The organism is Mycolicibacterium sphagni (assembly GCF_002250655.1).
GTDB lineage: Bacteria > Actinomycetota > Actinomycetes > Mycobacteriales > Mycobacteriaceae > Mycobacterium > Mycobacterium sphagni.
In genome coordinates this window covers 16,538-38,721 of record NZ_NOZR01000022.1, presented here as the reverse complement: position 1 = coordinate 38,721, position 22,184 = coordinate 16,538, and the positions used below count along the sequence as shown (strand labels likewise).

25 protein-coding genes and 1 pseudogene are annotated in these 22,184 nt (G+C 66.3%); 11 read left to right on the top strand and 15 right to left on the bottom strand.

Annotated elements, in window-relative coordinates; translation table 11 throughout:
- Nucleotide 1: 1 nt before the first annotated feature.
- Together CG716_RS22265 and CG716_RS22260 are read right to left on the bottom strand one after the other, a co-directional pair.
- A complete protein-coding gene (locus CG716_RS22265) occupies nucleotides 2–724 on the bottom strand; it encodes an SHOCT domain-containing protein (RefSeq protein ID WP_094483293.1) in 723 nt (240 codons plus the stop codon).
- Between the two features lie 13 nt (nucleotides 725–737).
- Complete coding sequence (locus CG716_RS22260) at nucleotides 738–1,412, bottom strand: TetR/AcrR family transcriptional regulator (RefSeq protein WP_094483292.1); 675 nt, start codon at nucleotides 1,410–1,412, stop codon at nucleotides 738–740.
- 65 nt (nucleotides 1,413–1,477) lie between these two features.
- On the opposite strand from CG716_RS22260, the gene CG716_RS22255 reads away from it, so the two are divergent.
- From CG716_RS22255 to CG716_RS22245, 3 genes are read left to right on the top strand one after another with little or no spacing between them, the layout of a single operon-like run.
- Entirely contained in the window at nucleotides 1,478–2,425 is a 948-nt protein-coding gene (locus tag CG716_RS22255; RefSeq protein ID WP_094483291.1) for an SDR family oxidoreductase, read from the top strand.
- Nucleotides 2,426–2,470: 45 nt separating this feature from the next.
- A complete protein-coding gene (locus tag CG716_RS22250; RefSeq protein WP_094483290.1) occupies nucleotides 2,471–2,710 on the top strand; it encodes a Loki-CTERM sorting domain-containing protein in 240 nt (79 codons plus the stop codon).
- 1 nt (nucleotide 2,711) lies between these two features.
- Nucleotides 2,712–3,824, top strand: a complete 1,113-nt coding sequence (locus CG716_RS22245) for a class I SAM-dependent methyltransferase (protein ID WP_094483289.1) — start codon at nucleotides 2,712–2,714, stop codon at nucleotides 3,822–3,824.
- Here CG716_RS22245 and CG716_RS22240 read toward each other — a convergent pair.
- Together CG716_RS22240 and CG716_RS22235 are read right to left on the bottom strand one after the other, a co-directional pair.
- Nucleotides 3,816–5,519, bottom strand: coding sequence for an Hsp70 family protein (locus tag CG716_RS22240; RefSeq protein WP_094483288.1), 1,704 nt, complete (start codon nucleotides 5,517–5,519; stop codon nucleotides 3,816–3,818). The two genes, CG716_RS22245 and CG716_RS22240, sit on opposite strands and share 9 nt — an antisense overlap.
- A 106-nt stretch (nucleotides 5,520–5,625) precedes the next feature.
- On the bottom strand, nucleotides 5,626–6,696 hold the full coding sequence (locus CG716_RS22235; RefSeq protein ID WP_094483287.1) for an NAD(P)H-dependent amine dehydrogenase family protein: 1,071 nt from the start codon (nucleotides 6,694–6,696) through the stop codon (nucleotides 5,626–5,628).
- A gap of 18 nt (nucleotides 6,697–6,714) precedes the next feature.
- On the opposite strand from CG716_RS22235, the gene CG716_RS31160 reads away from it, so the two are divergent.
- Nucleotides 6,715–6,846: a hypothetical protein gene (locus CG716_RS31160; protein ID WP_272938284.1), complete on the top strand. Its 132-nt coding sequence runs from the start codon at nucleotides 6,715–6,717 to the stop codon at nucleotides 6,844–6,846.
- On the opposite strand, the gene CG716_RS22230 is transcribed toward CG716_RS31160, so the two are convergent.
- From CG716_RS22230 to crtI, 7 genes are read right to left on the bottom strand one after another with little or no spacing between them, the layout of a single operon-like run.
- Complete coding sequence (locus tag CG716_RS22230) at nucleotides 6,843–7,838, bottom strand: DUF5914 domain-containing protein (RefSeq protein ID WP_094483286.1); 996 nt, start codon at nucleotides 7,836–7,838, stop codon at nucleotides 6,843–6,845. The two genes, CG716_RS31160 and CG716_RS22230, sit on opposite strands and share 4 nt — an antisense overlap.
- Nucleotides 7,835–9,370 carry an FAD-dependent oxidoreductase gene (locus CG716_RS22225; protein WP_094483285.1) on the bottom strand — a complete coding sequence of 512 codons (1,536 nt, stop codon included), beginning with the start codon at nucleotides 9,368–9,370 and terminating at the stop codon, nucleotides 7,835–7,837. Before CG716_RS22225 ends, CG716_RS22230 begins: the two co-directional genes overlap by 4 nt.
- Nucleotides 9,367–10,065 (bottom strand): class I SAM-dependent methyltransferase, encoded by a 699-nt coding sequence (locus tag CG716_RS22220; protein WP_094483354.1) that lies wholly within the window; start codon nucleotides 10,063–10,065, stop codon nucleotides 9,367–9,369. Before CG716_RS22220 ends, CG716_RS22225 begins: the two co-directional genes overlap by 4 nt.
- On the bottom strand, nucleotides 10,062–10,394 hold the full coding sequence (locus tag CG716_RS22215) for a lycopene cyclase domain-containing protein (protein ID WP_094483284.1): 333 nt from the start codon (nucleotides 10,392–10,394) through the stop codon (nucleotides 10,062–10,064). Before CG716_RS22215 ends, CG716_RS22220 begins: the two co-directional genes overlap by 4 nt.
- On the bottom strand, nucleotides 10,391–10,717 hold the full coding sequence (locus CG716_RS22210) for a lycopene cyclase domain-containing protein (protein WP_207760742.1): 327 nt from the start codon (nucleotides 10,715–10,717) through the stop codon (nucleotides 10,391–10,393). Before CG716_RS22210 ends, CG716_RS22215 begins: the two co-directional genes overlap by 4 nt.
- Nucleotides 10,714–11,646, bottom strand: coding sequence for a phytoene/squalene synthase family protein (locus tag CG716_RS22205; protein ID WP_094483352.1), 933 nt, complete (start codon nucleotides 11,644–11,646; stop codon nucleotides 10,714–10,716). Before CG716_RS22205 ends, CG716_RS22210 begins: the two co-directional genes overlap by 4 nt.
- 2 nt (nucleotides 11,647–11,648) lie before the next feature.
- On the bottom strand, nucleotides 11,649–13,172 hold the full coding sequence (crtI, locus tag CG716_RS22200; RefSeq protein WP_094483283.1) for a phytoene desaturase family protein: 1,524 nt from the start codon (nucleotides 13,170–13,172) through the stop codon (nucleotides 11,649–11,651).
- A gap of 252 nt (nucleotides 13,173–13,424) precedes the next feature.
- Between crtI and CG716_RS30310 the strand changes: the two genes are divergently transcribed.
- Complete coding sequence (locus CG716_RS30310; protein ID WP_165774248.1) at nucleotides 13,425–13,577, top strand: hypothetical protein; 153 nt, start codon at nucleotides 13,425–13,427, stop codon at nucleotides 13,575–13,577.
- Nucleotides 13,547–14,226 (top strand): annotated as a pseudogene (locus tag CG716_RS30860) (ATP-binding cassette domain-containing protein); the annotation flags it as partial. The gene CG716_RS30310 and the pseudogene CG716_RS30860, both read left to right, overlap by 31 nt.
- Here the strand turns inward: CG716_RS30860 and CG716_RS31375 are convergent.
- Complete coding sequence (locus CG716_RS31375; protein WP_165774247.1) at nucleotides 14,172–14,498, bottom strand: hypothetical protein; 327 nt, start codon at nucleotides 14,496–14,498, stop codon at nucleotides 14,172–14,174. The pseudogene CG716_RS30860 and the gene CG716_RS31375 overlap by 55 nt on opposite strands.
- Nucleotides 14,499–14,709: 211 nt before the next feature.
- On the opposite strand from CG716_RS31375, the gene CG716_RS22180 reads away from it, so the two are divergent.
- Nucleotides 14,710–15,450 carry an SDR family NAD(P)-dependent oxidoreductase gene (locus tag CG716_RS22180; protein WP_094483281.1) on the top strand — a complete coding sequence of 247 codons (741 nt, stop codon included), beginning with the start codon at nucleotides 14,710–14,712 and terminating at the stop codon, nucleotides 15,448–15,450.
- Here CG716_RS22180 and CG716_RS22175 read toward each other — a convergent pair.
- Nucleotides 15,447–15,917 carry an SRPBCC family protein gene (locus CG716_RS22175; RefSeq protein ID WP_094483280.1) on the bottom strand — a complete coding sequence of 157 codons (471 nt, stop codon included), beginning with the start codon at nucleotides 15,915–15,917 and terminating at the stop codon, nucleotides 15,447–15,449. The genes CG716_RS22180 and CG716_RS22175 overlap by 4 nt on opposite strands.
- A 6-nt stretch (nucleotides 15,918–15,923) precedes the next feature.
- Nucleotides 15,924–16,262: a DUF732 domain-containing protein gene (locus CG716_RS22170; RefSeq protein WP_165774246.1), complete on the bottom strand. Its 339-nt coding sequence runs from the start codon at nucleotides 16,260–16,262 to the stop codon at nucleotides 15,924–15,926.
- Between the two features lie 315 nt (nucleotides 16,263–16,577).
- Here CG716_RS22170 and CG716_RS22165 point away from each other — a divergent pair, with 315 nt between their 5' ends.
- The 3 genes from CG716_RS22165 to CG716_RS22155 all read left to right on the top strand — a co-directional run bounded on the left by CG716_RS22165 (nucleotide 16,578) and on the right by CG716_RS22155 (nucleotide 20,318).
- Complete coding sequence (locus CG716_RS22165; protein ID WP_094483278.1) at nucleotides 16,578–17,009, top strand: MmpS family transport accessory protein; 432 nt, start codon at nucleotides 16,578–16,580, stop codon at nucleotides 17,007–17,009.
- Nucleotides 17,006–19,888 carry an MMPL/RND family transporter gene (locus tag CG716_RS22160; RefSeq protein ID WP_094483277.1) on the top strand — a complete coding sequence of 961 codons (2,883 nt, stop codon included), beginning with the start codon at nucleotides 17,006–17,008 and terminating at the stop codon, nucleotides 19,886–19,888. Before CG716_RS22165 ends, CG716_RS22160 begins: the two co-directional genes overlap by 4 nt.
- A gap of 142 nt (nucleotides 19,889–20,030) precedes the next feature.
- Nucleotides 20,031–20,318 (top strand): hypothetical protein, encoded by a 288-nt coding sequence (locus CG716_RS22155; RefSeq protein ID WP_094483276.1) that lies wholly within the window; start codon nucleotides 20,031–20,033, stop codon nucleotides 20,316–20,318.
- A 2-nt stretch (nucleotides 20,319–20,320) separates the two neighbouring features.
- Here CG716_RS22155 and CG716_RS22150 read toward each other — a convergent pair whose 3' ends face one another.
- A complete protein-coding gene (locus tag CG716_RS22150) occupies nucleotides 20,321–21,445 on the bottom strand; it encodes a phosphotransferase family protein (protein WP_094483275.1) in 1,125 nt (374 codons plus the stop codon).
- A 91-nt stretch (nucleotides 21,446–21,536) separates the two neighbouring features.
- Here CG716_RS22150 and CG716_RS22145 point away from each other — a divergent pair, with 91 nt between their 5' ends.
- Nucleotides 21,537–22,010, top strand: coding sequence for an SRPBCC family protein (locus tag CG716_RS22145; protein ID WP_094483274.1), 474 nt, complete (start codon nucleotides 21,537–21,539; stop codon nucleotides 22,008–22,010).
- The last annotated feature ends 174 nt before the right edge of the window (nucleotides 22,011–22,184 follow it).

Below are 22,184 nucleotides of genomic sequence, written 5' to 3'. Positions count from 1 at the left end.
CCTACTCGCCGAGGATCCGGCGCTTCTCCGCATCGAATTCGGCTTGCGTCAGCGCGCCGGAATCCCGCAGGGCGGACAGGGTTTTCAGCTGCTCGAGGCGCACACCCTGATCGGTCGGCACATAGGACGGATGCGACGCGTCCGAATCGAGCGGCGGGGCCGTGATGAGTGCGACCGGCTGGTTGCCATGGGACGCTTTGCGCAGAACCAGCGACCCGATCAGGTCCACCAGTCCGAGCCCGAACACCGCCGCGAAGACCCACTGCAGGTAGCCGTAGTCACTCTCGTGGCCGAATGCGATCTGTGGGTTGATGTAGCCGTTCACCTGGCCGTCCGCGCGGATCTTGTAGGTGCCGGCCGCGGGGATCTCGGCGGTCCACACCCGGATGTGGGTGTCGCTGTTGACAGTCGTTAGGGTGCCGTGGTTTTCGGTCAGCACCGGATCAGCGACGCCCTCCGGCGGGATGATGCTGAGTTTGAGGGACGGCAGCGGGAACCCGCTCGACGGCGAGCCGGTCACCGAGGTGTGGAAGCTGATCTGCGCCTGCCCGGCCGGCAACTGCAGCTCACCCGATCCCGGAATCGGCACCTCGCCGTAGGCGTCGAACTCGTCGAGCACGAAAGCGTTGAGGGCCATCACGACGATGAAGCCGACCCCGCCAACCACCATCATCAGAATCCCGGAGATCGTCAGTATGCGGGAGACAGTCTTGGCGGCGGCCATGGCCAAAAGTGTGTCACGCCGGGCTTTGCGCTGCGGCTCCTATAAGCCAGGTCGCCAGTCCGGTCCGCAGACCGTCGACGAACCGCACATGAGGATCGGGAAAGCCGAGCTCCCCGATCACCTGGCGCACTGCTTCGGTGGGCACCGAGAACGGGTACATGCCCGCCACCAGGCTCAACGCGCCCTCGCCGAAGAACGCCACGAACTCCTCGGACAACCACGGCAGCTGCCTGCCGGCCAGCTCGGACACCGCCGCGATGCTCTGCATGGCCCGGACCTTGAAGTCGCGGGCGAAGTCCCCCGAGATATTGCGCTCCAGCACACCGGCCATCGCGCCGAGTAGCTCGCACAGCAGCCGCCGTTCCACCAGGGTATCGGTGATGATGCCGGCGAACCGAATCTCGTTGGTGAATCCGGCCTTTCGTGCCCGCGGTGGGCCCAGCCGGTTCTCCAGGTCAGCGAGCCAGTCCTGGCTCTCCTGGGCCAGCACCTCCAAGAAGATCGCTTCGCGGGTGTCGAAGTAGCGCAGCACATTGGACTTCGCCAGGCCTACCCGCTCGCTGATGTCGCGCAGGGTGACCTCGTCGACGCCCCGTTCGGACAACGCGTCACGGGCCGCCGCCAGAATCGCCGAGCGTCGCTCGGCCAGCTGTTCGGGCCGTCGGGCGCGCCGGAACGTGGAGGTCACGGGTCACAATTTAGCAGAACATCGTTCTCTTGTTATCAGACCGTCGTTCTGTTAACGTCGCCGCCATGACAGATCTGGCCCTCGCCATCCCCGACCTCTCCGGAAGACTCGCCGTCGTCACCGGCTCCAACAGTGGCCTGGGACTCGGTGTCACCAAGCGCCTGTCCGCGGCCGGCGCTGACGTCGTGATGGCGATCCGCAACCGCACCAAGGGCGAAACGGCGATCGCCGAAATCCGCGCGCAGGTCCCCGACGCCAAGCTCACCATCAAGAATCTCGACCTGTCGTCGCTGGCCAGCGTCGCCGCGCTCGGTGAGGAACTCACCTCTGAGGGCAGGCCGATCGACATGCTGGTCAACAACGCCGGCGTCATGCAGCCGCCCCAGCGCGACATCACATCCGACGGCTTCGAGCTGCAATTCGGGAGCAACCACCTCGGCCACTTCGCGCTGACCGCACATCTGCTGCCGCTGCTGCGCGCCGCCGAAAATCCCCGCGTGGTGTCGCTGAGCAGCCTGGCCGCCCGCTTCGGCCGGATCAACTTCGACGATCCCAACTTCGAGCGCACCTACTCGGCCAACCTGTCCTACGGCCAGTCCAAGATCGCGACGCTGATGTTCGCCCTCGAACTCGACCGGCTGAGCCGTCGGCTCGGGTGGGGGCTGATGTCGAACGCCGCCCATCCTGGCCTGTGCAAGACCAACCTGCAGATCAGCGGGCCGTCGCACGGCCGGGAGAAGCCGACAGCGATGGCCCGGTTCTACCAGTTCAGCTGGCGCTACATGCCGTTCATGTGGCAGGAGGTCGACGACGGGATCGTGCCCGTGCTGTACGCCGCCGCCGACCCGAAGGCCCATGGGTCCGAGTTCTACGGCCCGCGCGGATTTCAGGAACTGGCCGGCGGCGGGGTCGTCGAGGCGAAGATCCCCGACCGGGCCGCCAACTCCGAGGATTGCCGACGGCTGTGGCAATTGTCCGAACAGCTCACCGGTGTCAGTTATCCGACGAATTAGCCGACAACGACTAGCGTCAACCTCCAGACACAACGGGAGGTTGCCATGGCCGGAGACGAAGTCCTCAAGCCCACCGGCGGCGCGGTGCGGCGCTTCGCCCTGCGCTACTGGCTAGCCATCGCCCTGGTGGTGCTGGCGGCGATATTCATCGCCCAGAACCGTGCGCGACAGCGGGTGCACGTTCTGTGGATCACCGTGGAATACCCGATGTGGCTCTTGCTCACCGCAATGCTGATCATCGGCATCGTGGTCGGGCTGTTGGTGCATCGCCGCCGCAGGAGCTGACATGCGGGAGTCCAGCATCGTGGTTCGCCCGCTACCGATCGGCAGCCACACCTATACCGAATCATCGCGCCTGCAGGCGGCTGGCTTGCGTCATGCCACAAGCCTTTTCGAAGAGGCCGCCCGCAACGTGCCCATCCCGCGAGCACCGCAGCCCATCGCCATCGCCGACTACGGTGCGGCGATCGGCTACAACTCACTGCTGCCGATCAGCGCGGCAATCGCCATCATCCGCAAGCGCACTCGCACCGACCACGCAATCCTGGTCGCCCACACCGATGTGCCCAGCAACGACTTCTCCACGCTGTTCTCCACTCTGAGCGACGATCAGGACAGCTATCTGACGAAGGACTCCGCTACCTACGCCTCGGCGGTGGGTCGTTCGTTCTACACCCAGATCCTGCCGTCGGACAGCATTGCGCTGGGCTGGAGCTCATGGGCCACCCAATGGCTGCGCAGAATGCCGATGCCGATACCCGATCACGTGGAGATCTCCTACAGCGCCGACGAGGAAGCGCGCCGCGGTTATACCCGCCAGGCCGCCGAGGACTGGCGCGATTTCGTCGCCTTCCGTGGCCGCGAGCTGGCGCCCGGGGGCCGGCTGGTGGTGCTGACCGTCGGCCTGGAACCCGACGGACGATCGGGCTTCGCGACCGCCTTCGACGCGATCATGTCGGCACTGGCTCAATTCGTCGACGACGGCCTGATCACCGCCAACGAGGTGCGGAACATGTCCATCCCGTCGATGGGCCGCGGCGAGAAAGACTTTCGGGCGCCGTTCGCCCCGTCAGGACGGTTCGAGGGCCTCGAAATCGAGCACCTGGAGATGATCAGCGGCGAAGATCGGTTCTGGTCGCAGTTTCAGAGCGACAAGGACGCGCAGGCCTTCGGCGCGAATTGGGCTGAATTCCTTCGTGCTTCGATGTTTCCCATACTGGCCGCCGCGGTGGACTCCGAAGCCGACGGAACCCGGGGCCGGGATCGGCGTAGCCCGCGGCGGCGGCAGTTCGTGGAGCAGCTGGTGGCATCGGTCGCCGATCAGCTGGCGGCGGCACCTGAGCCAATGTCCATCCCGCTGGCCCTGGTGGTCCTGTCCAAGCGGCGCCGGTCAGCCTGACTGCGGCTGGAAGATCTGCGGGAGTCCGGGAATCGGCGGGATCGTCGGAATGAACCGCGGCTGCTGAGCCGGCGGCGTGTACGACGGTGCGACCGTTTGGGTTTCGGTCACCGGCGGCGGTGTCGACACTTCGGTGCTGACGACGGTCTGCGTCTGCGTCTCGGTGACCGGCGGTGGCGCCTCGGCGGTGACCGTGGGCGGGGGCGGTGCCTGGACGATCTGGGTTTGGGTGACCGGCGCGGGTGCCTGGGGTGCCTGCTGGGGCGCCTGCTGCACCACCTGGTTCTGAACGGGCGCCGAGGACGGCTCACCGGTCGGTGCGGCAGGAGCGGGCGCGGCTTGCGGCGTGGTGGTGATGCTCGGCGTCGGCGCGGCGGGGGCGACGGAACTGTCGGTGCTGAGCGCCACGGCCGTCCCGGCACCGGCAAGAACGATCACACCGACAGCGGCCGCCACCACCGGTATGGGGCGGCGGTACCACGCCACTGCGGCCGGCTTGGAGTTCGGCGGCTCGGGCTCGCGCTCGAAGTCCATGACCGGGCGGGCAATCGGTCGCGGCGCAGGTTCTTCGGCCACCGGCGGCGCGATGTCGGGGACGTCATCCACCGCGGACCAGGCCAGCGCAACACCCGTCGCGGGGGCCTGTTCGATCGGTGCAACCGGAGCCGCGCGTACGACGGGTGCCGGTGCGAGTGCAGTCGCGCTGTCGTCGACCGGTCCCCGAGCGGCCCGCAGCGCTGCGCCGATCGCGCCGGTGAGACCGGGGCGCGGCGTGGTGATGACCGGAACCCGCAGATGCTCGGACAGCGTGGTGGTGATCACCGGGATGGCGGCGGCGCCACCGATCGACGCCACGGCAGCCAGGTCGGCGGGCCGTACCCCGGCCCTGGCCAAGCTGTCCTGCAGAACGGCGACGAACTCGGCCAGGGGGCGTCCCATCGCATCGTCCAGCTCGTTCCGGGTGAGCCGGACGTCACCGCGGAAGTTGGGCAGTTCAGCCGGCAGGGCGGTGACCGTGACGGTGGACAGTCGCTCCTTGGCGGCCCGGCACTGGGATCGCAGTCGGGTCAGCGACCCGATCGCCGAGGTGCCGGTGACGTCCAGAGTTCCGCCTGCCGACAGTTCCGCGATCACGTAGGCCAGCAGCCCCTGGTCGATCAGGTCGCCGGAGAAATCGAGGTGCCGCTGCGTGGGCGCGATCGGACGATTCCCGTCGACCAGCGTGAGGGATGTCCCGCTGCCACCGAAATCGCAGAGGGCGACCACGCCACGGGTCGGTAGCCCGGGATTGGCGGCCAGCGCGGTCAGCGCCGCCGTGGTGTCGGGGATGAGCAGCGGCTCGTGGGTCGACCATTCGGGCACCTGCCGGATCGCCCGCCGCAGCGCCTCGACGGCGGCCGGCCGCCAGTGCGCCGGGTACGTGATCGCGGCGGTCGGCGGCAGCTGCCGCCCCGACGTGGCCTCGTAGGCGAGCCTGCGCAACGCGTCTGCCAGCAAAGTCTCCGCGTAGTGCACCGAGCTGTCGGATGCCACGATGCCGACCGGGTCGCCGACACGGTCGACGAAATCGGTGATCACCACGCCGCCGGGCAAGGTGATCAGGGAGGGACTGCTGACCGAACGATCCGGGGTCACCGCGGCCAATGTGGTCGCGCCGACCGCCAGGCCGATCGCCGGCCTCGTGGGGTCTGTCATCTCGTCCAATCCGGGCTGCCCCAGCTCACAAAGGAGGCATGCGGGTAGCCCCAGCGCCGTCTTCGGATTCACCAAAGTTGTCGGTCAGGACGAGCGCGACGTTACCTCAGCGAATAGTGCCCCGGCCCGGGATCAGGGGCAGATCCAACGGGGTTACCCAGCCCGCAGGCAGGTCATTCACGGCCGGGACCGCGTTGAGGGCGCGCAAACCTGTCGACAGGCAGCCGGCGGTGGCGGCGTCGCGCCCGGAGCCGTCGGTGAACCGGAACGCGGTCTCCTGGAAGATGCTCGGCGTGCCCTGGATATCGACGCGGTAGACGTCGTCCTGAGTGCCCGAGGGCCAGTCCGGCGCAGCATCCTGACCGATGCGGTTGACGTGCTCCAGCTGGATGCGGGTTTCGCCCTGGTAGATGCCGTTGATGGTGAACCGCACGGCGGCGACGTTCCCGGCGGGGATGACACCCTTGACGGTCTTGCGCTCGGTCGGAGTCACCCACTTCTCCCAGGTGGTGGTGATTTCGTCGAGCTCGATGCCGGCGGCGTAGGCGATCATCGGCACCGTCGCACCCCAGGCGAACACCAGGATGTCCGGGTTCTCCAGCAGCGGTTTGAAGTCGGGCTCGCGCCCGATGCCCATCTCGAACTCGTAGTCGCCCTCGTAGTTCGTGTAGTCCAGTAGCTCGGAGGCACGGACCTGACGCACCTCGGAGGCCAGGCCCATCAGCGTCATCGGGAACAGGTCGTTGGCAAAACCGGGGTCGATCCCGGTGGTGAAGCAGGACGACTGGCCGGCCTCACACGCCTGAGTGATCGGGTCGATCCAGTTCGGCGGGTTGAGATGCATCTTCGGCCACACCCATGGCGTCATCGCCGTAGAGCACACGTCAATGCCGGCCCGAAGGAACCGCGAGATCAGGTCGATGTTGGCATCGGCATGCGCTGCAGTCGGTCCGTAGTGCACCAGCGCGTCGGGCTTCAGCGCGATCAGCGCGTCGACGTCGTCGGTGGCGGCAAGACCGACCGCGGGGATTCCGCAGATCTCCCCTACGTCGACGCCGACCTTGGTGGGGTTGCTGACACCGACTCCGACCAGCTCGAACTCGGGGTGCTTCAAGACTTCGGGAATGACCATGCGGCCGACAAAACCAGTACCCCAGATCACGATTCGCTTCGCCATGGCTGCAGCCTAGGCGCGGTGTCGCTCGAGGTAGAGCGGTTGTCTCAGTGGTTGGCAGACCGGCGTTCGCTGTCTGACATCGCTGCCGTGCACAACGCCGCCGATTCGAGCCGCCTGCCCGGTGAGACGATCCTGAAACCCACCGATTAGCCGGAACCGCCGGCGCGCAGAGCGAATCGGCGTTCCGCGTAGGCCAAGTCGTCACGCCACAACCGAGCCGCGGCCACGCGCATCAACGGGGTGATCAACGGTGCCACCCGCAGTGACTGGTGAAAGCCCCTGCGGTCGGACTGCGCGACGACGGCTTCGATCACCGCGGTCCGCGGCCGCCCGTCAGGGCCGGCTCCCACCGGGGTCGCATGGGTCTCGACGACGCTGCCGGTGCCCTCGCCGTCGACGATCCGCATGACGATGGTTCGCGGTTCAGGCGCGGTGAATTCGGCGACCACCGGAACGCCGAGGCGCCCCATCCGGAACGTCACCGCGACCAGGAACCGGTCAGCCTCGTCGGTGGCGTCGACCTGCGGTGCGCTGAGCACCTCCAGCTGGGTGAACGAATACGGATGAAACCATCCTCCGTGCCAGGGGTCGAGCCGATTGGCGAGGATGTCCGACGGCTCGCACACTCCTTCCAGCCGGGCGACCGCCGCCAGCCGGGCTCCGATGGGGCGGCCCGGGATCACCGGTGCATCAAGTGCGGGCTCTCCGCCGAGCCGGTCGAGCCGGACCCAAGCGAGCACGCCATCGTCGACGGCAGGCCATGGCTTCCAACCGAATTCGCGCCGGCCGTCCAGACGAAGGCCGTGCCATGGGCAGATCAGGGCGCCGGACATCACTTTTCCGGTACTCAGGTCCGCACCCAGGTGGGGGCAGGCAGCGGGCCCGACGTGCAACGCCTGCTGCTGATCGCGCCACGCCACTATCTCGATGCCGCCTACGCGGGTGCCGAACGGCCGGTCGGTGCGGATATCGGTGCTGGCGGCGAAGACGTACCAGTTGCCGCTGGGACGAGCCTCGGCACGCTTGAGCGCCGCGTTGATCAGCGCGGGCTCCGCATCCTGGTAAGTGGGCCGTTGACCCGCCCAGTCTACCTTCGGGATAACTTGCAGCGGAATGTTTTTCATCCGCGATCGCAGACTCATGAAACCCGCCTCTGTCGACCGGCCAGCCGTCGCAGCACCGGCGATCGGCCGCGCACCGGGACGGTGTGCAGCGTATGCCCACCGACGCCCCAACCGGCCAGCAATCCGTTGGCCGCCGACCATCCGGTGGTGGCGGCCCGCTCCATCAACGCCACCGGCAGGTCGATGCGGATTCCGTCGCCGGCCAGCATCAAACCGTTGACCGGGGTATTCACCGTCGGCCGGTCGGCGAAGGCACCTGGGTAGAACAGCGGACAGTCGTCGCGAATCAGCAGCGTCTCCCCCACAATGCCGGCTCCGGCGGTCTCCGGGTAGAGCTGGTGGAGCCGGTCGAGCATGCGCTGACGCAGTCCGGAGGTATCCGGCTGGTCAGCCACCGAATAGGAGTGCACTTCGAGCACCGAACCATGATGTGCGCGTGCCCAATCCGCAGCCTGTAGTTCATAGCGGCTGACCACGCTGATGTTGTCGATTGGCGCCAGCCCCCCAGTGCCCAGGAAGGCCGGACGGTCCGTGCCGACAGGTCGGTTCAGCCACAACCGAAGCACCGCGAACGGCGGTGCGGTGCGCAACTGATCGACCTGACCGCGCCAACGGTCGTCGCCCAGCCCGGGTGAGGCGGCCACGATCTGTTGCAGCGCGGCGACATCGGTGGCCAGTACGACGCCGTCGGCGTCGATCGTCCTGCCGGTCGAGTCATGGACTTGCAGCACCCTGGTTCCGCCGACGCTGACCGACTCAGCGGACACTTCGGTGCGAAACCGCACCCGCTGGCCGATCAAATACTGGCCCAGCGGTTCCCACAGCGCGGTGTCGAAGTTGGACTCCGCGACGTCGAACACCAGCCCCTCGCTGGAGCCCAGAAAGTAGATGTGGAACATTGTCGCCAGTTCAGCCGCCGACAATCGATCGGGCCGGGCGAAGAAACTGCGTGCGAACACCTCGAAGGCGAGGTGGCGGGCGGCGATCGGAAAGTTGATGTCGGACAGGAACGTTCCGGCGTCGCGGTCGTCCAGCAGTTCGTATATCTCGGGAACCGAAACCGCGGCCAGCGGGGCGGCCGCAACGGCGTTGAGCCGTACCAGGTCCCGGATTCGAAACGTCGGGCTGCGCAGAGCGAACGCCAGCGCGTTCCACGGCGGAGTCTTCGGCAGTCCCCGGAAGGTATCGCGACGCCCCTCGCCGTCGACCAGCGGATAGTCCTCGACCTCCCGCAGCCGCTCGAGATCGGGGTCGGCGCGGCGTAGCAGCGTGCGCAGGTTGTAGTACTGCCGGAAGAAGGCGTGGAAGCCGCGATTGTTCGACACCGCGGTGCCGTCACCGAGCTGGTCGGTCCAGCCGCCGACGCGTCCACCGAGATACTCCTGACGTTCCAGAACCTCCACGGAGACACCGCGTTCGGCAAGACCGGTAGCCGCGGCCAGACCTGCGATGCCGGCCCCCACGACCACAACATGCGGCCTGCTTGGCAGCGCATTGACGTTCGGCGCCCCGTCTGGTGCCGGGTGGGTGACGCGGCGCAGATCCATCATCGCGGTACGTCCGCCAGAAAGGTGTGCACGATATCGCGTTGCCAGCCGGGCATCGTCTCGCTGTGTACGCCCGCGAAACCCGCTGCGGCCAAACGACGTTGGAAGGCCGCGGCGCCATCGAAGCCATTCACGCTGCGCCACAGGTGACGGTAGAGAGTGCTGTCCCGGGTCTGTAGCCAGCCGGACGGAACGATGATCCCCCAGCAGACGACGTTCCAGATCGCTTTGGCAGCGCGGGAATCACGCACCGAATACTCGTGCACGGCCAGCGTCGCGCCCGGCCGCAGCATCTCGCGAAACCGCCGCAGCTGAGCGTCCGGATCGGTCAGGTTCCGCAACAGATATGCGGCGAAGATCCCGTCGAACGGCCCGTGCACCCCAGCATCGGCGATGTCTTCGATCGGGCTGTGCACAAACCGGACCGTCTCGGGCCAGGACTTCGCGGCCGCCTCGGCCAGCATGCCCGCCGACGCGTCCACGGCGATGACCTCGGCGTGCGGCGCCGCGGTGAGCAGTGCGGCCGTCGACAAGCCCGTCCCGCAGCCGGCGTCCAGCAGCCGCAGGCCACGGCCACCGTCGGCAATTCGCATACGCCGCGCGGAGATCCGCAGATGATCGTGATAACCGGGGTTGGCACCCACCAGACTGTCGTAGGCGTGCGCTCCGACATCGAAGGCGCCGGGAACGTCGATCATCGGCACTCACCTCCCCCATCACGGCGTGGGCGCTGCTTCTCCCACAAGAGCAGCACGGCAGTCACCATCGCCCAGCCGAACAGGAAGTCCTCCACCGGGATGTCCCACGGGAACCGCACACCAGTGCTGTGGTGCTCGTTGTAGACGACGATCGGCGCCGACAACTTGGTCAGCCAGCCATCGACAATCACCTGGAATGCCACCACGATGCCCATCGAAATCCAGTATTCGATCTTGCCGAACAGCCCGGTGCGCAAGACCGCCAACTCCAGCGCGACGACCGCGACCACCGCGACCACCGCCGGCAGGGTGTATCCGAGCCCGCTCATCGGCGACCCCGCAGGATGCCGAGGATCGCGCTCACCGCCGAATAGGTCAGCAGGCCGCACACCGGTATCACGATGAAGAACAGCAATTCCTCGAGCGGGACCGAGAATCCGACGTCGATGCCGCTAATATAGCGCGGGTTGTAGGTCCACACGTGCCCGGCGATCGCGATCGCGTCCCAGACCACGAACACTGCCGCCACCGGAACAACGGCCCGCAGCAATCGCACGGGCTGCCGGTAGACCCCGGATCCGAATGCCTCCAGGGGCAAGGTGATCAGCAAGCACGCGCCCAGCACGATCAGGTACTGCCAGCGATCCATCACGCCGCGCCGTATCCGCGGGCGCGCCGGGCCCGAACCAAACCGGAGACGAAGACCCGCAGCCGGCGCCCCGTTCCCACCGAGGCACGCTGACTGAACACCGCGAAATCGATGGCCTCGATGCGGTCGAGGATCCCCGAGTACAGCGTGAACGCCGTTGCCACACAGGGTCTGGACTGGGGCGCGAGCAACGCGATCCCTTTGCGGGCCTCCCGGTATACCGTGCGGGTGACCTCGTGTTGAGCCGACAATGCCCGGCGGACTTTCAGGTCGGTCTGCCGGTGCTCATGGCACCACATCAATACGTCGCGGTCCACGCCGAACTCCGCCAGTTCGTCGGCGGGCAGGTAGACGCGGTTGCGTTCCAGATCCTCGTCGACGTCGCGCAGGAAGTTGGTCAGCTGAAATGCCCGGCCCAGGGCCTCGGCGTAGGGCGCCGCTTCTCCGGGGGGCCCGACGGTGCCGAGGATCGGCAGCATCTCCAAGCCGATGACGGCAGCCGAACCGCGCATGTAGCGGTTCAGCGCTGCGCGGTCCGGATAATCGGTCACGGTCAGATCCATCCGCATCGACGTCAGGAAATCGTCGAACAGGTCCAGCGGGATGCGATAGGTGCGGGCGGTGTGCAGCACGGCGGGCAGCACCGGCTCCGACTCGTCGGCGGTGCCACTGAAGAACTTGGCCGACAACCGATCCAGTCGCTGTTCACGCTCGGCCGCACTGGCGTCGTCGTCCATGTCGTCGAGGATGTCGTCGGCGTACCGGGCAAACCCGTACAGTGCGTGCACCGCCGGCCGCTGAGACGGCGTCAGCAGCCGGGTGGCCAGGAAGTAGGTCCGGCCGTGCTCGGCGTTGAGGCGCCGGCAGTAACGGTAGGACTCGGCCAGTCGGGAGTCCTCGATGCCAGCGGCGTGCAACTCGGCATGGATCATCACTACCTGCTTCCGGAACTGACGATGGTGGGCTTTCTCGAAGGGTCGTTGTCGGCTCCGGTAATGCGATCGGCAGCCAGCCTCCCGGACAACAGGGCCGTCGGCACGCCAACTCCCGGCACGGTCGACCCGCCGGCCAGCACGGCGTTGTCGATACCGCGAACCGTGTTGGCGGGCCGGAACGGGCCGGTCTGGGCGAAGGTGTGCGCCAATGCGAATGGTGTGCCCGCGGCCATACCCTGGCGGCCCCAGTCGGCGGGCGTGACGATTTCGAGGATCTGCGCGTCATCGTCGAGACCCGGCATCAGCCGCGCCGCGGCGGTGGCCACCATCTGATGAGCGTAATCCTGTCCGATCGAGTCCCAATCGACCTTGCCTACTTGAAGATTCGGTGCCGGCGCCAAAACGTAGAGCAGATCGCGTCCCGGTGGGGCAAGGCTCGGGTCCCCCGCGGTAGGCCTGGTCACCAGCAGCGACGGATCGCTCATCGGCACCCCGTCGCGGATGATCTCGTCGAACGTGCCCGCCCATTTCTGTCCGAAGCTGATGTTGTGATGCGCCAAACGCTCCCCTACCGCGGGGACACCGACGTGAACGACGACTGCCGAGGGGGCCGGACGGATCTGGACGGGGCGCCGCGGGGTGCGCGCGAGCAGCGCGTAGGTCAGGGGCAGTTCGGTGGTCAGAACGATTGCATCGCAGGTGATTCGGTCACCATCCTCGGTGTGCACGGCGGTCACCCGCGAACCGCGGCGTTCCAGCCCGGTCACCGTGGACCCATAGCGGAACTGCACCCCGGCTCCGGTGGCGGCGGCGGCCATCGCCTCGGGCACCGCGCGCATGCCGCCGCGCGGAAAGTACACGCCGGCAACGGTATCCATGTAGGCGATCACCGCGTAGGCAGCAAGCGCCTGCCGGGGCGGGACACCGGCGTAGAGCGCCTGGAAGGTGAAGATCCGCTGCACACGTTCGTCGGTGATGAAGCTGCTGACCATCCGTTCCCAGCCGCGGAAGCCACCGATCGCGGCGAGCCGGGCGAGCTGCGGTGTCAGCAGCGACAACGGCGAGGAGAAGTTCGCGGCGATGAAGCCGTCGAATTCCAGCTGATAGAGCCGGGTGAGCCAGGCCCGCAGCCGCAGATAACCCGCGGCTTGCTCGGGTCCGGCGAACTCTTCGATCGCGGCGGCCATCGCAGTGGGCTCGGTGTGCACGTCCAGCGAGTGTCCGTCGGCGAACGTCGCACGGTAGGCCGGTCCGACCGGCATGAGCTCGAGGTGATCGGCCATCGAGGCGCCCACCGCCGCGAATGACTCGTCGATGATGTCCGGCATGGTCAGCACGGTGGGGCCGGTGTCAATCCGGTACCCGGCGATATCGGCCTGGCCCATGCGCCCGCCCGGGGACGGGTGGCGTTCGACAACGGTGACCGAGCGTCCACGACCGGCCAGTTGCAGCGCGGCCGACAGCCCTGACAGGCCCGCGCCGACCACCACGACGTGCTTCGTGGCGCCCGGCACTGTCCGCATCAGTCGCTCCTCTCCCCGCAAGGGCTTTGTTCGCCCAGGCCGAGCACTCCCGTCACTTACCCCACCTGACGCCTTTGCAATCAGAAGAGATATGTCGGGTTGGTCGCACGAGTTTTAGCGCGGGGCTGATCAGCGGCTGCGGGGATCGCCAGCGAGCGAATAACGGTGACCATGTCCCCTCCGCTCCTTTACCCGCGCCGATTATCGCAGCTCGGCGTTTACCTATCAACGGTTCGGGAAACTCGTTCGCCGATGAAACGACCAGCGGCACTCACCGCTGTCCTCATGGTCGCCATGCTGCTGGTCGCATGCTCGACCGGTCATCGGGTGGACCTGGGCGGGCAGTCGGCGGGCAATTTGACCGCGGCGATCGCACTGAATCGCTACGGGCACAACGCAACCTGACGCGTAGGCAGGCCAGGCAGCGGTCCGGTGAGCTACTCGAGGCGGTCGGGCTGTCCGATGCCCAGCGACGGCTGGACAGCTAACCCCATCAACTGGCGGGCGGGCAACGGCAACGGGTGATGGTGGCGATTGCGTCGGCCTGAAACCCCGAACTGCTGGTCGCCGAAGAACCGACCACGGCGCTGCGTGTGACGACACAGGCCCAGATCGTCGAACTCATGAAGGACCTACCGCGCGATTTCGGGGCGGCGGTGATGGACCGGATTGGTGACCCCGGCCAAAAAGGCGCTGCGGCGGCGCATCAGCCTGGTCCTCCAGGTCCCGTTCGCCGCGCGGGAGCCGCGATCTCGCGTCGGCGCGGCGGTGGCTGAACTCCTTGTGGTGCACCGCATCCGCCGTGGGCGGCAGGCACGAGAAGATGGGGTGGCGGAGTTGCTGGACGTCTCGGTCCAGGCTCGCATCCTCGATCTGCTCGCGGATCTGCAGCGTGAGCTCGGTGGTGGAGCAGGTGAGTCACGATATACCGGTGCCGCGCGACGGTGCGGTGGTCGAATACCGGCCCGCCGCTGAGCTACTCGCCGCACCCGCGCAGGACTACACCCGCACACTGCTTGCCGCCGTACCACCGGCGCGACCGCGCGCGAACTGAGATGCTCGTCGGGTGAAGACAATTGCCGTGATGAGCCCACCGGAGTCTCCAATGGTGGCCGGTTCGATCTCCACCGTGCGCAGCGCAGTGGTTGCCGGATCCATCGCCACTGTGAGCAGCGCGGCGGTCGCCGGATCCATCGCCACCGCCGGCAGCGCCGCGATCGTCGGCTCGATCGCCACCGCCGGCAGCGCCGCGATCGTCGGCTCGATCGCCACCGCCGGCAGCGCCGCGATCGTCGGGTCGGTCGCCACCGCGGGCAGTGCCCTCATCGCGGGTAGCGCACTCACCGTCTTGTCGGTCCGGTTGCGTGGGTGTGTGGCGTGCCTTGCCTGCTTCGCGTGCCGCCGGTGCGCGGGCTGCGTGGGCTGCGCCCGATGCAAAGACTGCGTCGGGTGCGTCGGGTGCTACAACTGCTCGGGACTACGCAATGCGGTAGGGCTCCGGGACGTACACGCCTAGGCCCTGAGAAAGGGTCGGGCTATGACGCAGCTGGACGGGAAAGTCGCACTGGTGACGGGTGCGTCGTCGGGCCTGGGGGCCGCGACGGCGCAGTTGTTCGCCGAACGGGGCGCCACGGTGTTCGGTATCGCGCGCGATAGCGAACGGATGGCGACGGTGTTCGAATCGGTTCCCGGCGGCGCCTACGCGTCGGTGGACATCACCAGTGCGCAGGCCTGCCGGGACGCGGTTGCCCTGTGCGTCGAACGGTTCGGCCGGCTCGATGTGCTGGTGAACGCGGCAGGATTTCATCAGATGCGGAATACCACGTCGGTCACCGATGAAGACTGGAACTACGACCTCGCGGTCAACCTGAACGGCCCGTTCTACCTGATCCGGGCGGCGCTGCCACACCTTCTCGGCGTGGCCGGCAACATCGTCAACGTCGCCTCCATCGCCGGCATCGAGGGCGAGGTCTACTCGGCGGCGTACTGCGCGGCCAAACACGGACTGGTCGGCATGACCAAGGCACTGGCGATCGAATACACCAAGGAACAGTTGCGGGTGAACGTGATCTGCCCGGGTGGGATGCTCACCCCGCAGGTGACCGAATTCAAGACCCCCGACGACGCGGACTGGAACTTGATCATGCGGATCGCTGCTCCCCGCGGGATGATGGCGCCGGTCGACGTGGCGAAGGTGATCGCGTTCCTGGCCAGTGACGACGCGGTCACCGTCCACGGCGCCGTCTACAACGTCGACAACGGCAAGACAGCCGGTTAGTTCTTCGCCTCTTGGTTCTTCGCCTCGAAGTGGCGGCGGATGCCGGCCAGCATCTCCTTGTGGGCTTCCACCGCCTGACGGACGGTCATCGCCAGCAACGGGCGCGGCGCGGTGAAGCGGATCCGCTCGGTCAACCGGGTTCCGCCCGGTATCGCCTCGAAGGAGACCTCCGAGTCGAGCCGGACCGCCGGGAACTGACGGGCCTGGGTCAGCACCGGTCCGGTCGATGGCACCTCCAGCCTCGCCGTATAGGTGATCGGCAGGGTCAGAGCACCCAGCGGGATGCGATCGCGCACGCGGTAAACCTGGACGTATCCGTCGCCGGTGTCGGTGCGCGACAGGCTTTCGACAGAGACCACCAACGGGTGGACGTGCTTGATGTTGTTGAGATCGACGTAGTGGGCACGGACGTCGTCGGGCGCGCCGGGCACGTCCTCACCGACCACCCGATCGACAGGGCCGGCCATGGCGACCTACTGGACAGCGACTGCCTGCAACACGCCGACCTGATCCGGGCAGTACGTGCCGATCGCGGCGCCCAGGAACTGAATCGCCTGACCCTGGTTGGTGCCCAGCGGGAGGTTGGTCAGCAGGAACTTGGCGGATGCGTACGCGTCCTTGTCGACGCCGGTGGCCAGACGCTTGCAGGTGATCTTGCCGATCCACGCGTTGTAGTCACGAGGCCCGTAGATCCCGAAGGTGTGCAGCTGGTTCGCGAAGTCGGTGTCGGGATCGGCGTGCGACGGCGCGGCCAAGACGATCGGCGCCGCGACGGCCGCAATGGCGGCCATGGCAAGCCTCGTAACGTTCATGGGCAAGATTGTAGGACAGCTAAACACCGTCGCAAGAGGCATCCCGCACAATTGCCGACAGCGACACCCGAATCTCATTTGGCCGATGATGTGACCTCGGGCACGAATGGCCGAGGGGAATCGATCGCGGGAGCTGCCGGGGGGTATCGTCCGAACAGTTAAGTGAGCTAATCTCTCAGTTAAATCAGCTAAGCTGTCGCGACGCGACGCGAAGAAATACGGGGTTGAGATGAGACGGACGGCCGCACTCACGAGCAGCGCAGAAGGAGTCACCGCGCTGTCCGTGTGGGTGTCGTAATCTCATCGGGGATTCCAATGGTCAAAGCATTGAGGCGGGCATGGATCCCGCTCGTCATTCTGATCGTGGTGGCCATCGCCGGGTTCGGCGTTTTCCGGCTGCACGGCGTCTTCGGAAAGACCGAGCTCACCCGTCCCGGCAGCGGCCTGGCCAACGACACCAAACCGTTCAACCCCAAGCAGGTGACGTATCAGATCTTCGGCCCAGAAGGCGCGGTGGCAACCATCAACTACCTCGACCTCGACGCGCAGCCGCAGATCGCCCGCGACATCACGCTGCCGTGGACGCTCACACTCACCACGACCGCCCCAGCCGCCAGCGCCAATATCGTGGCCCAGGGCGACACCGATACCATCGGCTGCCGCATCCTGGTCAACGGCGAACTCAAGGATGAGAAGACCTCGACCGGTGTCAACGCCCAGACCTTCTGCCTGGTGAAGTCCGCATGACCGACCTCCATACTCAGAAGCGCCCGTTCATCGCCCGGTTCGTCCGGATGTTCTCGGTGCCGATCGTGCTGTTCTGGATCGGGCTCGTCGTGCTCCTCAGCGTCGCAGTGCCGTCGCTGGAACAGGTGAGCCAGGAGCACACGGTGTCGCTGGCGCCCGAGGACGCGCCGTCGATGCAGGCCATGAAGCGGGTCGGCAAGGACTTCCAGGAGTTCGACTCGAACAGCAGCGCGATGGTCCTGCTGGAAAGCGATCAGCAGCTGGGCGCCGAGGCGCACCACTACTACGACGACTTGATGAAGAAGCTCGCTGCGGACAAAAAGCACGTCGAGCACATCCAGGACTTCTGGGGCGATCCCCTGACCGCCGCCGGATCACAGAGCGCCGACGGCAAGGCCGCGTACGTCCAGCTGTATCTGGCCGGCAACCAGGGCGAGAGCCTGGCCAACGAGTCGATCGACGCGATCAGCAAGATCGTCAAAGACAATCCGCCCCCGGCCGGGATGAAGGTCTACGTCACCGGCCCGACAGCGTTGAGTCACGATCAGCACAACGCCGGCGACTCCGCCGTCAAGCTCATCGAGGCCCTGACCATCGCGGTTATCTTCGTGATGTTGCTGTTGGTCTACCGCTCCATCACCACGGTGATCCTGGTGCTGGTCATGGTGTTCACCGAACTCACCGCCGCCAGGCAGGTCATCGCCTTCCTCGGCCACTTCGAGCTCATCGGCTTGTCGACATTCGCGGTGAACCTACTGGCGACCCTGGCGATTGCGGCCGCCACCGATTACGCGATATTCCTGATCGGGCGATATCACGAGGCCAGACAGTCCGGCGAAGACCGCGAGACCGCCTATTACACGATGTATCACGGCACTTCCCACGTGATTCTGGGCTCGGGCCTGACCATCGCCGGTGCGACCTTCTGTCTGCACTTCACGCGCATGCCCTACTTCCAGTCGTTGGGCTTCCCGCTGGCCATCGGGATGCTCGTCGTGGTGGTCGCCGCTCTGACGCTGGGCGCCGCCATCATCTCGATCGGCAGCAGGTTCGGGCTCTTCGAGCCCAAGCGGAAGATGAACACCCGCATGTGGCGCCGCGTCGGCACGTCGGTGGTCCGCTGGCCCGGACCGATTCTCGTCGCGTCGATCGCACTGTCCCTGGTCGGACTGCTCGCGCTGCCCTCGTACAAGACCAACTACAACGACCGCTACTACCTGCCCGGCAGCATTCCCGCCAACCAGGGCTACGCGGCCGCCGACCGGCACTTCCCGCAAGCCCGGATGAATCCCGAGCTGCTGCTCATCGAAACCGATCACGATGTGCGCAACCCGGCCAACATGCTTGTCATCGACCGGATCGCCAAGTCGATCTTCCACATACCGGGTATCGGGCGCGTGCAAACCATCACCCGGCCGCTCGGCACCCCGATCGAGCACACGTCGATCCCGTTCATCATCAGCATGCAGGGCACCAACCAGACGATGAACATGTCCTATCTTCAGGACCGCATGAAGGACATGCTGAAGATGGGTGACGAGCTTCAGGTCACCATCGACACGATGGAGCGCATGCTGGCGCTGACCAAGGACATGGTCGGCATCACCCACAGCATGGTGACCAAGACCAAGCAGATGGTGGCCGACACCAACCAAATCCGGGACCAGATCGCCAATTTCGACGATTTCTTCCGGCCGATCCGCAATTACCTCTACTGGGAGCCGCACTGCTACGACATCCCGGTCTGCCAGTCGCTGCGATCGATCTTCGACGCGCTGGACGGAATCGACACTCTCAGTGACGATCTCGGCTCGCTGGTCGTCGACATGGACAAACTCGACGTCCTGATGCCGAAGATGATCCAGGTCATGCCGCCGATGATTGCGACCATGAAGGCCATGCAACAAACCATGCTGACGATGCAGTCGACGATGAGCGGCCTGCAGAACCAGATGGACGCGATGCAACAGAACGCGACCGCACTGGGACAGGCCTACGACGCATCGAAGAACGACGACTCGTTCTATCTGCCGCCGGAGGTATTCGACAACCCGGACTTCAAGCGCGGCCTGAAGATGTTCGTCTCTCCGGACGGAAAAGCGGTGCGGTTCATCATCTCTCACGAGGGGGACCCCGCGACGCCGGAAGGCATCTCGCACATCGACAAGATCAAGAACGCCGCATTCGAGGCCATCAAGGGCACCCCGCTGGAAGGCTCCAAGGTCTATCTGGGCGGCACCGCATCGGTCTACAAGGACATGCAGCACGGCGCCGACTATGACCTGTTGATCGCCGGGGTCGCGGCGCTGTGCCTGATCTTCGTCATCATGCTGGTGATCACGCGAAGCGTGGTGGCAGCCGGGGTTATCGTGGGCACGGTGGTGCTGTCACTGGGCGCGTCGTTCGGACTCTCGGTGCTGCTCTGGCAACACATCCTGGGCCAGCCCTTGCACTGGCTGGTTCTCGCGATGGCGGTGATCATCCTGCTCGCGGTGGGTTCGGACTACAACCTGCTGTTGGTGGCGCGCTTCAAGGAAGAGATCCATGCCGGGCTGAACACCGGCATCATTCGGGCGATGGCCGGCAGTGGTTCGGTGGTGACGTCGGCCGGTTTGGTGTTCGCGTTCACCATGGCCTCGATGGCGGTCAGCCCACTGAGGGTCGGCGGTCAGGTCGGTACCACGATCGCCCTGGGCCTGCTGTTCGACACCCTGGTGATCCGGTCCTTCATGACGCCGTCTATCGCTGCACTTCTCGGGAAGTGGTTCTGGTGGCCGCAGCGGGTGCGTCAGCGACCACTGCCGGAAGCGTGGCCCTCACCCAAGGAATCGACAGATCGGCCATCGGTGGGCGCAAGTGCGCCTAGTGACTCGGCGTGACCGGTACGGCTAGTCTGATCTGACGAGTCGTCGGCTGTTAGAAACCTGTTCAGCTGCCGTTCGCACAGTGGCAAGTCCGGCCATGACTTTGCTGTCATCCTTGACGGCAGCCCTGTTGGCCGGCCGTCCAGGAAGGACTCTGATGTCGCTCGAACTGCGCTACGTCGCACCGCTGCTGCTTGGTGTCGGCGCGTCGATTGTGCTGGCCCCGTTGGCCGTTGCTGACCCACCCAGCATCCCCGAGCCGGGCTCTGAGTCGGCTGCCGCCACTATTCGTGACCTCGACGCCGCGGGCTACGACGTCTCGCTGCAGTACGAAAACGGCGTCCCCAACGGTGGACTGTCGGCGTGCACCGTGACCGACATCAACACCCAAGGGACCGCGGGCAGCCAGGCCATCGCGTACGTCACCATCAACTGCTCCAAGTAGCCTCAGCGCGCTCGGCGTAACGCCCCGACGGTGTCGAGTTCCTCGAGCGCCGTCACTGCACGCCGCAAGCCTTCCATGGCGATACCGTCGTCCTGCATTCCACCGAGGCCGGCGGTCGCCAGACCCGAAAAATACGGGTGCACAACGGCTTGCCGGTAGCGCGTCCACAACTCGTCGCGGTTGAGCTGCGGGCCGCCGTGGGTGGCCAGCGCGCTGCGATAGGTGTCCAGCAAGTCGCGTTCGACCCCGGCCCGCTCACTGACGGGCGTGCCGAGGACGATCGCGTAGGCAAGATCGCGGGAGGGATGGCCGCGCCGCACAACCTGCCAGTCCAGCAGTCCGGCTCGCCCGTCCCGGAAGTAGGTATTGCCGGGATGGGAGTCACCGTGCAAGACGGTGTGCGGCCCGCTGTCGATCGCGGCGACGGCAGCGGGAAAGTTTTCCCAGATGTCGCGGCCCGCATACACCGGTATCGACGTCGACCCGGCGAGCCGGCGAGCCGACATCCGCATCACCGACGGCGTCATGAGGTTGGCCGGGTCGCCCGAGGGCGCCACGAGCCAGCCGAATTTCCCACCGCCGCCAGGCTTTTCCGGCAACCGACCCCAAAACGTGCCGTGCAGGCCGGCCAGCACCTCGACCAGTTGGGCCATCTGTTCAGTCGATAGCGGATGCAGAGTGTCCGGGAACTGGCACGGCGAGGTGGACATGTCCTCGAGGACGACCACGTACCGACCGGTCAGCCCGTCGAACGCCGACCCGTACGTGCGCGGAACCCCGGCACCGAGCTCCGGCGCCAGCTCGCGGTAGAAGCGTGCTTCGGTCTCCCCCAGCCCGGCCAGCTCGCCCAGCATCCTGATGCCCGCGCCGACAGCAGGCATCTTCACGAACACCGAAGACGGCAGGCCGTCGCCGGTGAGCCCGAGCCGAGCGCGGCTGGAAGTGCCTGCCGCACCGTCCAGGTGGGACACCGACTCGACGGGTCGCCCGAGGATCTCCGACAGCGTCGCGGGTGTGAGATCGGCTATCCGCCGCGGGAACGGCCTCCTGCCGCCGAGAGCACTGTCAAGGGCAAGGCGCCGCACACCGCGACCAACATGGGCGCCGAAGCGCACAACCGAACGCACCGTTGGACCATACCGCCGGCACGGGCGGTACAGTTACAAATTCACGTAAAAATGTAAACTGCGCGCATAGCACTCAAGAAAGGCAACGCAATTGGGCATCGTGACCACGAGTTCGGAGACAGCCTTCAGCCAGTCACCGGAGACGCTCTACGACTTCGTCACCAATCCGGCGAACTGGACGAAGACCTATCCCGGCAGCAATTACGTGGGCAAGCTCGACGCGTTGCCGCTGGCCGTCGGCGACACCTGGGAAGAGGGCGGCCCCGACGGTGACCGCATATTCACCTGGCACCTGGCGATCGCCGTGCGGCCCAAGCTGTGGGTGTTCAACTCGGTGGGCCGCCTCGGCCACGACCGGGAGGGCAACGGCGGGATGGATGGCCGGATCACCGTCCAGTATCACTTCACGACGCCCGGCGAGGGCATCACGTTGTTCACACGGACGATGACCATCGAGGCACCGAAAGACGCGCCGATGCCTGACGGTTTCTTCCGAATCGTCAACCCGGCCAACATCGATCGCTATCACGCGGCGATCGCGAAGGAGCTTACGAAATCCCGTTGAGCCCGTGATGGTGGTTGCCGCCCGACTCGGTCGGGGCGGGCGGCGCGATGATCGTCGGAGGGGCCTCAGGTAGGTCTGAATGCCTGTTCAAGCGCGGGACCCTGCCACTCGAGAAGGGGCGAGCACCCCCGACAGCCGCGACGTTTCCTCACAGCGGTGTCACGGTCGCGTCAA

Excerpts from the sequence above, each read along its gene's own strand:
- CG716_RS22265 (WP_094483293.1), bottom strand. The coding sequence starts at position 724 with ATGGCCGCCGCCAAGACTGTCTCCCGCATACTGACGATCTCCGGGATT.
- CG716_RS22255 (WP_094483291.1), top strand. The coding sequence starts at position 1,478 with ATGACAGATCTGGCCCTCGCCATCCCCGACCTCTCCGGAAGACTCGCC.
- CG716_RS22250 (WP_094483290.1), top strand. The coding sequence starts at position 2,471 with ATGGCCGGAGACGAAGTCCTCAAGCCCACCGGCGGCGCGGTGCGGCGC.
- CG716_RS22245 (WP_094483289.1), top strand. The coding sequence starts at position 2,712 with ATGCGGGAGTCCAGCATCGTGGTTCGCCCGCTACCGATCGGCAGCCAC.
- CG716_RS22240 (WP_094483288.1), bottom strand. The coding sequence starts at position 5,519 with ATGACAGACCCCACGAGGCCGGCGATCGGCCTGGCGGTCGGCGCGACC.
- CG716_RS22235 (WP_094483287.1), bottom strand. The coding sequence starts at position 6,696 with ATGGCGAAGCGAATCGTGATCTGGGGTACTGGTTTTGTCGGCCGCATG.
- CG716_RS22230 (WP_094483286.1), bottom strand. The coding sequence starts at position 7,838 with ATGAGTCTGCGATCGCGGATGAAAAACATTCCGCTGCAAGTTATCCCG.
- CG716_RS22225 (WP_094483285.1), bottom strand. The coding sequence starts at position 9,370 with ATGATGGATCTGCGCCGCGTCACCCACCCGGCACCAGACGGGGCGCCG.
- CG716_RS22220 (WP_094483354.1), bottom strand. The coding sequence starts at position 10,065 with ATGATCGACGTTCCCGGCGCCTTCGATGTCGGAGCGCACGCCTACGAC.
- CG716_RS22215 (WP_094483284.1), bottom strand. The coding sequence starts at position 10,394 with ATGAGCGGGCTCGGATACACCCTGCCGGCGGTGGTCGCGGTGGTCGCG.
- CG716_RS22205 (WP_094483352.1), bottom strand. The coding sequence starts at position 11,646 with ATGATCCATGCCGAGTTGCACGCCGCTGGCATCGAGGACTCCCGACTG.
- crtI (WP_094483283.1), bottom strand. The coding sequence starts at position 13,172 with ATGCGGACAGTGCCGGGCGCCACGAAGCACGTCGTGGTGGTCGGCGCG.
- CG716_RS30310 (WP_165774248.1), top strand. The coding sequence starts at position 13,425 with ATGAAACGACCAGCGGCACTCACCGCTGTCCTCATGGTCGCCATGCTG.
- CG716_RS31375 (WP_165774247.1), bottom strand. The coding sequence starts at position 14,498 with ATGAGGGCACTGCCCGCGGTGGCGACCGACCCGACGATCGCGGCGCTG.
- CG716_RS22180 (WP_094483281.1), top strand. The coding sequence starts at position 14,710 with ATGACGCAGCTGGACGGGAAAGTCGCACTGGTGACGGGTGCGTCGTCG.
- CG716_RS22175 (WP_094483280.1), bottom strand. The coding sequence starts at position 15,917 with ATGGCCGGCCCTGTCGATCGGGTGGTCGGTGAGGACGTGCCCGGCGCG.
- CG716_RS22170 (WP_165774246.1), bottom strand. The coding sequence starts at position 16,262 with ATGAACGTTACGAGGCTTGCCATGGCCGCCATTGCGGCCGTCGCGGCG.
- CG716_RS22165 (WP_094483278.1), top strand. The coding sequence starts at position 16,578 with ATGGTCAAAGCATTGAGGCGGGCATGGATCCCGCTCGTCATTCTGATC.
- CG716_RS22160 (WP_094483277.1), top strand. The coding sequence starts at position 17,006 with ATGACCGACCTCCATACTCAGAAGCGCCCGTTCATCGCCCGGTTCGTC.
- CG716_RS22155 (WP_094483276.1), top strand. The coding sequence starts at position 20,031 with ATGTCGCTCGAACTGCGCTACGTCGCACCGCTGCTGCTTGGTGTCGGC.